The following is an 8076-nucleotide window of genomic DNA, read 5'->3' as shown; positions in this document are numbered from 1 at the left end:
GAGAAAGGAGGAAAGTCATGAAATTAAACTACATTCAAACAGTAGCTGATACAAAATTTGTTTATCTGAGTTTAGAAACAATTATAAAAGACATTCTCCATAATAGTTTACGCGGAATACCAAATGCACACTATGCACCTGGTACATTTAAAACAGGAATGATTGCCACATTTAAAAGTAAAACAAACATGCAAAAAGCAAGTGGAACAATTTATACTCATTATTCTAAACTTATAAACACGATTAATCAGTATACACACTGGACACCAAATCCTTACTACAACTTAGAATATACAACAAATGCAAAAATTTATGGCCATAAAGAGACCCGTTTACAATTAATCAATACATTTGTAGTAGATATTGACTTTCCTCAATTTGAAAAGAAACTTTCTGTTCAAGAAATAGAGTTAGCTATTATGGATACAACTGGCTTTGTGCCAACCATTATCATTGATACACCTAAGGGATATCATTGCTATTTTGTTTTAGATAAACCAATTTATATATCTAATAATAATAATTATAAGTCCTTACGAGTTGCTAAGGCAATCTCACAAACGTTACGTACAGCCATTGCCAAAAAATTACCTTGTGATCAAGAATGTAATGATTTTGGTATTTTTAGAATACCCACCAGTGATACTGTTGTAAGCTATTGTTCACAAGCTAAATACACTTTCACTGAATTTATGAATTGGTCAATACAACAAGGAAAAACATTTACCAAATATAAAGAATACACAAAAAAAGCTCATATCGTTAATTCTTTTCAGCAAATTAAACAAAAATGGTATAAAGCTCTTTATCAAACAACACACATTATTGGTGGTGCTAACTGTGGACGCAATAACACTATTTTTACAATGGCTCTAGCTAATAAACAATCAGGAATAAGTGAAGCTGAAGCCATACATTCCCTAGTTTCTTGGAATAGAAAATTAACTCATCCACTTACCAAAAAAGAAGTTATCAAAACTGTTAAGTCTGCTTATAAAAGTCGATTTGTTGCTGCCCGTTCTGATTTTATTGATCGAATTTTAACCATATGGGGAATAAATAAAAAAAAAACACTTCCAACTAAAGCAATTATATTTAGAAAACATAAAAAAAAGCGAGCAGATCGTCGCTATTCTCATTCTACAGAATGGGAGAAAGATCTAATCACTTATCTAGATAAGCAAAATACATCTCAAAGCTATTTCTTTAGTTCAAAAAAAGAATTAACTGAAAAATTAGGCATACCTGAAAGAACTTTAGACAGACTTTTAAAAAGATTAAAACAAGAAAATAAAATTATTTTTACTACCAAAGCAGGAAGAAATGGTGGTTTAATAATTACCACTGTTAAAAAATTACTACAAACCATTATAAGAACAAAAAAACAAACTAAAACAAAAATACAAATATGCAAAAAACAAATAACACAACAAACAATCCACATAAACAGAAAGAAAGAACGAAACTATTTACTGACAAAACAAGGAAGATACCCTATTCTAGGACCTCCTACGTAAAACCCGTCAATTGCCAATACATTAATTCAGTATAGGAAAATGCGCCTTAGTGTCTATTGTGTATTCAAGTTTGTTCAAGGTTATTTTCTAGAGTATATTAAAGAATGTGTCCTTTGTATTACACATAGTTATAGTTATTTATGCTGTTTTTCTTGGATTTATTTAGGTTAGACAATTGGTAAAATGATTATTTTAACTATAAAAGTTGTTCTCTAGAACTATTTCAATTCAATTTATCTATATTTTTTAAGAAAGATAGAAATTTCAAAATTATATTAGTAAAAAATTCTACTAACAGAGTTAAGTAATATTTAATTAGTATAATTATTTTTTAGTATAATTATTTTTAAATTTCAATCATTGAATTATTTTATTTAAACCAATTTTGAAATTTGATTTAATAGGAAGTATTAATCGGAAAAAAATATTTAAAAAAGAATTTTTTATTCAGATTATACTTATATAATAATTATATTATTAATTTAAATTATATGATTAAAATTAATAATAAATAAGTCTATTATTTTCTACTCTATTAAATAAGAAGAAAAATAAGAATTAATTGTTTCCTTCCTATTTATCTGAGATATTAATAGTAATTAATTTATATTTAAAATAGTGAAAATTAAATTATTTCCTAATCTTTTGAAATTTCTAAAATGAACTATTCAGATATTTTAAATAAAATTTGTTCTAAAATAAGGAACTTAATCTATAAAAAGTAACTATAATGTAATTGGCTATTTTTCGTATTGTTTGAATAAAAATGGGCAAATCCATATATAGCAATATGATGAATATAAAACATTCTAATTGTATTGACAAGCATTAGAGAAAGTGATATCTTTGCACAAGATATACTGGTATATTAGAAATTTGTAACCATAATTTATTTAATAGTTATAACGAAAAATATATTTATACATAAAAGGAGTCAATTTTTAATGGGAAACACGTTTTTAATTTCTAAAAATACAGTGGTTATTACCGATTATAAAAATGATGTTTTAAAAAATGCTGCTGAAATTTTACAAAGAGATATTTTGATAGCGGTAACAGGGGAAAGTGAAAATAATTTTATTACATTGTGCTTAGCTACGAAAGAAAAATTTACTGGAGATGAGTTTAATATTCAGCTTGTTGATTCTCAACATATTAAAATTGAAGCAAGTACTGACCTAGGAATTATGTATGGTGTTTTAAATGTTTCAAAGTATATTTTAAAGATAGACGATTTTTGGTTTTGGTTAGATAAAGAGGTAGAAAAAGTATCAACAATTCAGGTGACAGATACTACAAAATTAAAATTACCAAAGTATCATGTCAATTATCGTGGTTGGTTTGTTAATGATGAGGTTTTATTGTCTAATTGGGGATATTATGAATCAACGGATGGTTTATGGAAAATTATTTTTGAAACTTTGTTACGTTGTGGTGGCAATATTGTTATTCCAGGAACAGATCAGAATAGTCATTTGAACCGTGCCTTGGCAAATGAAATGGGATTGATGATTGCACATCATCATGCTGAACCATTAGGCGCAGAGATGTTTTCTAGGGTATATCCTGAACTTGAAGCTTCCTACTTAAAATACCTAGATCTATTTAAAAAATTATGGCAAAAGAGCATAAAACAACAAAGTAATTATCAAGTGCTTTGGAATATTGGATTTAGAGGACAAGGTGATCGCCCCTTTTGGGAAGATGACGATCATGAATATTCATTAGAGGAAAAAGCTAATGTTATTAATAAAGTTATTACAACTCAATATGAAATGATTAAAGAGAATGATTCAGAAGCAATTTGTTCTATGAATATCTATGGAGAGTTGACAGAATTGTTTAATAAAGGATTATTGAAATTTCCTAAAGATGTCATTGGTATTTGGGCAGATAATGGTTATGGAAAAATGGTTTCAAGGCGACAAGGAAATGATGATCCACGTGAAGAGGTGTTAACAGCCCAAACATCTTCATTAAAACAAGGGATTTATTATCATGTGGCTTTTCATGACTTGCAAGCTTCAAATTTTTTGACTTTATTACCACTTCATCCAGAATTTATAGCTACCGAATTATTACAGGTGCGTCAAGCTAAGATGGATAATTTAGTCATTTGCAATACAGGAAATATTAAACCGCATATTTTATTTTTACGATTGGTTGCACAATTTTGGAAAAGTCAATTCGAAGAGCAATCAAATGAACAATTGATTCAGGAATATGTCACAAACTATTATACTAGCAAACACCAAGCAATCCATTCAATTTATACACAATATTTTACAACAACTTTTAACTATGGTCCCTTTGAAGATCAGAAAGTCAGCGATGAATTTTACGCTTATACGTTAAGGAAGATTATCACTGCCTGGTTAGTAAAAAGTAAACAGTTATCTGAAATGGAATGGTTAACAGGAGATCGTAATTTTAAGGAACAACTTTTATTTATCAAACAAATGATTGAACCAGCAACTCGGCCGTTTTCCTTACTAGAAAAAGATGCAGAAATGTTACTAAATCAGTTATCATTTAGTGATAGAGGTCGTTTCTATAATGATATGTATTTAAATATTTTAACTCATTCGCGTTCAATTCAGTCATTAAGGGCAACTATTGATGCATTTGATTTATTTAGTAATCAACAGTACGTTCCAGCTTTTTTACGGATTGATGAAGCAATGCAAAATATGAGAATGATTCTAACAAGTTGGGGAAATAATCCAATTGAGAAATGGCAATCTTTTTATAGAAATGATTGTTATACAAACATTTCTTATAGTATACACTTATTAGCTACTTTAAGAAGTTTTATTCGTTTATTTGATGATGGAGAAAATGGCGATCAATGGGAAAGAAAATATCTTATGGCCAAAGGAGATGCCCGAGTAGTGCTATTGTCTAATTTTCATAAGGCATATAGTGATGAAGAAATAGCAATGAAATTAAAAAGTAAAGAAAGTAGAAATAAATAATCATAAGAAATGAGAGTGAGTAAACAAGATGGACTTAAATATTGAAGATAAAAAAATAGATGATAGTAAATGGGATGAGTATGCCTCAAAGAAAATTTATCAACCAAGAGGCAAAATTGGGATTTTACGAGCAATTGGATTTGGCACATTTTCATTTTTTAGTATTTCAATGCAAGGAATGGTTAGTGCTTGGTTATTATTTTTCTATACTACGTTCTGTGGATTAAGTGCAGCACAAGGTGCTTCAATTTTTCTAATTGGACGGGTGGCAGACGCAATTGCTTCGTTATTTATGGGACATATTTCTGATCAGGTATATAAATTGGAAATTGGACGTAAGTTTGGCCGTAGACACCTATTTATTTTGGCTGCTGCACCTTCTGTGCTATTTGCAATGACAATGTGGATTTCTGGCATGAATTATTGGTATTATTTAATTACTTATTTGATTACAACTGTTCTTATGTCAATTTTGCAAATTCCTTGGGAGACTTTACCAAATGAGATGACAAAAGATTATAATGAAAGAACGACATTATCTACAACCAGAATGGTGATTGCTGGTTTGGGAAATATGCTTGTTCAGTTTGTTCCTGCCCAATTATTTAAATTATGGCCAAATACTTCACCAACTCCTTATTTGATTACTCAAGCATTATTTTCAATTGTAACTTTCTTTTTAATTATTATTACTTATTATTCAACCTGGGAACACTTTATAACGAAAGCAGAAGCGAAAAGTATTGAGAAAAACTCTGCTCATACGAAATTAAGTATAATGGGTGAAATTAAAAATTATTTTTCAACCTTTAAAATTAAGAGTTTTCGAATCCATATGGGAATTTATTTAAGTTCATATTTTGCTTCTATTTTATGGTCGACCGTTTTTGTTTATTTTATTGTATTTGTAGTTGGAAAAACAACGAGTACTTCAGGTATGTTGCAGAGTATTAGTATTCTATCTGTTCCTGTAACTATTATTGCTGGATTGGCTATTACTAAGGTAACTCCTCGTTTTATCTATCTATTTGGTTATTTCTTTAATTTTAATAAGTTGTCTTACTTGGGCATTGATAGCAGGATTGAAACCAGAGAATAGTTATGATTTGGTTTGTGATTGGTACTTTCTGCTATGAAATTGGATTATATATTCTTTATTTTGTTCCTTGGAATGTTTTTCCTTTTATTCCAGATATTGATACATTGATAACAGGCAAAAATCGTTCAGGGTTGTTTGCTTCTGTCATGGTATTTATTAATCAAATCAGTCAAGGATTGGCAGCAGTTGTTGCAGGATATCTACTGGATCTCTCTGGATTTCATCAATCAACTAGTGGAAGTGCTATACAACCTAAAAATGCGGAACATATGATTACGTTTATTGTTTCAGGTGGCGTTGGATTTATGATTTTATTAGCAATGTTTTTTGCAAGCAAGTTTAAATTAAGTAAAAAGACATTTAATAGCTTTTCGATTGAATTGGACCGTTTACAAAATGGTGGAAGTATGAAAGATGTTGATCCAGCTACAAAGCAAATTTGTGAGGATTTAACTAGAATTGCCTACGATTCGATTGATGTTTGGAAAAAAGATTAAATAAGAATAAAAGATATATTTTTTTAATATAATGTTTGTTATACTGAAATAAATTTTTAATGAAAAGAGGAAATAAAAATGATAAAAAAACTATTTTTTAGGAGAAAATTTTTAATTTCTTTAAGTTTTTTCAGCTTTATTTGTTTTTTATTTATTAGTATAAATAGTAAGACAGTTCAAGCAGAAACAAAACTGACAACAAACATTGATACTATTATTCAAGAAATTACAGCAACAGACAAAAAAGGTGAAAAGGTGGATAATGGTACCAACCTCACTTCCTCTATTTCTGAAAGACCTGCGGGAACTGGCCAAATATATTATGTTGATTCTAGAAGCTGTAATGATCATAATTCTGGTAAATCTGTGTCACAGCCATGGAAAACAATTAATAAAATAAATCAAGCATCTTTCGGCCCAGGCGATAGTATTCTTTTTCGATCGGGCAGTGTCTGGTCAGGACAAACACTTTCACCAAAAGGAAATAATCTAATTATCAGTAGCTATGATACAGGCGTACTTCCTAAATTAGAAGGTAGGGGAACAATCGAAGATGTCATTCAATTAAAAAATCAAACATCTATTGATATTTCTAACTTAGATATTAGTAATCAAGTAACAGGTTTTACCGGAAAAGAAGGAGATAGGTTAAAAAATCTACATGGTATTCATATCATTGGACAAGATAGTGGTGAACTAGCTAATTACAAATTACATAATCTTTATGTGCATGACGTAACCGGTGATGTTAAATGGATTGGTGGTTCTGGTAAAGATAAATCAGGTATTGCTTACAAAAATGGCTGGGATCGATCCAAAAATACGGGTGGTATTGTTTTTGATATTCAAAAACCACGAACAAAGCAAGCAACTTTCTTTAAAGATGTTTCAATTAAAAATAATGTAATAAGTAATAATTCCTATGGTGGCATTATTTTTAAACAATGGGATGGAACAGATGGTAGCAATGAAAAATGGGCATCAAGAGAAGATGCCAATGCTACAAATGATTATATAAGTGCCAAATGGGTACCTCATAGAAAAATTATTATTGAAAATAATTATATTAATCAAAAAAATCTGATTATGCTTGTAATGGTATTTATTTAACAAGTGCACAAGAAGCAACCATTCAAAAAAATGTAGTTAAAAATTCAGGTACCTGTGGGATTGAATTATATTATGTTGATCGTGCAACTGTTCAATACAATGATGTTTCTGGTAGCAAACCAAAAGCAGGTTGTGGGGATTCGAATGGTATTGATCCAGACAAAGAGACCAGCAATATTGCTATTCAATATAATTACGTTCACGATAATGGAGATGGAATTTTACTTTGTGGCATTAAGTTTGGGACTTCAGCCGTTCGCTATAATGTTATTAAAGACTGTGGAAAGGGTAAGAATTACATCAATCAGCATGGTTCAACGGGAGTTCATTATATTTATAACAATGTTTTCTATCATACAAAGACAACCAATGCATCTTTTGTTAATTCTTCAGGCGGTATGATGAATAATTCAAAGGATAAGCATTACTATCTAAATAATATTTTTTATAGTAATACAAATAATGCTTCTTTACAGTTAGCTGAAGGAGAAGCTACTCATTATGAAAAAAATCTTTATTTTAATAAAAATGTAAAAATACCAACAACTGATAGTCAAGCATTGAATATGAATCCATTATTTACTCAACAATTAGGCGGCTTTTCTGCATTTGCCGAATTGAATGCTTTAAAACCAACAAAAAATTCACCAATGATTAAAAAAGGAAATCCTGTAACTTTAACAAATGTCCATATTCCAAGTACAACAAGAGATTTCTTTGGAAATTCTATTTCAACACATCCGACAATGGGTATATCAGAATAGTGAAAATGTTAAGAATGGAAAGAATATTAAAAATAACCGTTCATCTTTTTTAAAAAAGATGAACGGTTATTTAATGAAATTTAAATTGTTTTCTTATTAAAAGCGTAATTTATT

At 29.3% G+C, this 8076-nt stretch carries 6 protein-coding genes and 1 pseudogene; all 7 read left to right on the top strand.

The genetic code is table 11. The features are described from left to right. Nucleotides 1–17 precede the first annotated feature (17 nt). The 7 genes and pseudogenes from MPTP_RS09005 to MPTP_RS10135 all read left to right on the top strand — a co-directional run bounded on the left by MPTP_RS09005 (nucleotide 18) and on the right by MPTP_RS10135 (nucleotide 7962). Nucleotides 18–1517: a primase C-terminal domain-containing protein gene (locus tag MPTP_RS09005; protein ID WP_013774812.1), complete on the top strand. Its 1500-nt coding sequence runs from the start codon at nucleotides 18–20 to the stop codon at nucleotides 1515–1517. 944 nt (nucleotides 1518–2461) lie between these two features. Next, entirely contained in the window at nucleotides 2462–4492 is a 2031-nt protein-coding gene (locus tag MPTP_RS09000) for a glycosyl hydrolase 115 family protein (RefSeq protein WP_013774811.1), read from the top strand. A gap of 28 nt (nucleotides 4493–4520) precedes the next feature. Next, the gene (locus MPTP_RS10285; RefSeq protein WP_013774810.1) at nucleotides 4521–5591 is read left to right on the top strand and encodes an MFS transporter; all 1071 of its coding nucleotides are present in this window, start codon (nucleotides 4521–4523) and stop codon (nucleotides 5589–5591) included. Nucleotides 5592–5593: 2 nt separating this feature from the next. Beyond that, on the top strand, nucleotides 5594–6088 hold the full coding sequence (locus tag MPTP_RS10280; protein ID WP_013774809.1) for an MFS transporter: 495 nt from the start codon (nucleotides 5594–5596) through the stop codon (nucleotides 6086–6088). 78 nt (nucleotides 6089–6166) lie between these two features. Continuing rightward, a complete protein-coding gene (locus MPTP_RS08990) occupies nucleotides 6167–7198 on the top strand; it encodes a hypothetical protein (RefSeq protein ID WP_013774808.1) in 1032 nt (343 codons plus the stop codon). Continuing rightward, nucleotides 7189–7500: pseudogene (locus MPTP_RS10140) on the top strand (right-handed parallel beta-helix repeat-containing protein); the annotation flags it as partial. The gene MPTP_RS08990 and the pseudogene MPTP_RS10140, both read left to right, overlap by 10 nt. A 99-nt stretch (nucleotides 7501–7599) precedes the next feature. Continuing rightward, the gene (locus MPTP_RS10135) at nucleotides 7600–7962 is read left to right on the top strand and encodes a hypothetical protein (protein ID WP_013774807.1); all 363 of its coding nucleotides are present in this window, start codon (nucleotides 7600–7602) and stop codon (nucleotides 7960–7962) included. The last annotated feature ends 114 nt before the right edge of the window (nucleotides 7963–8076 follow it).

The organism is Melissococcus plutonius ATCC 35311, from assembly GCF_000270185.1.
In the GTDB taxonomy this organism is placed as follows: Bacteria; Bacillota; Bacilli; order Lactobacillales; family Enterococcaceae; genus Melissococcus; species Melissococcus plutonius.
The sequence above is the reverse complement of the archived record's forward strand: the minus strand, read 5'-3'. Positions and strand labels throughout refer to the sequence as shown.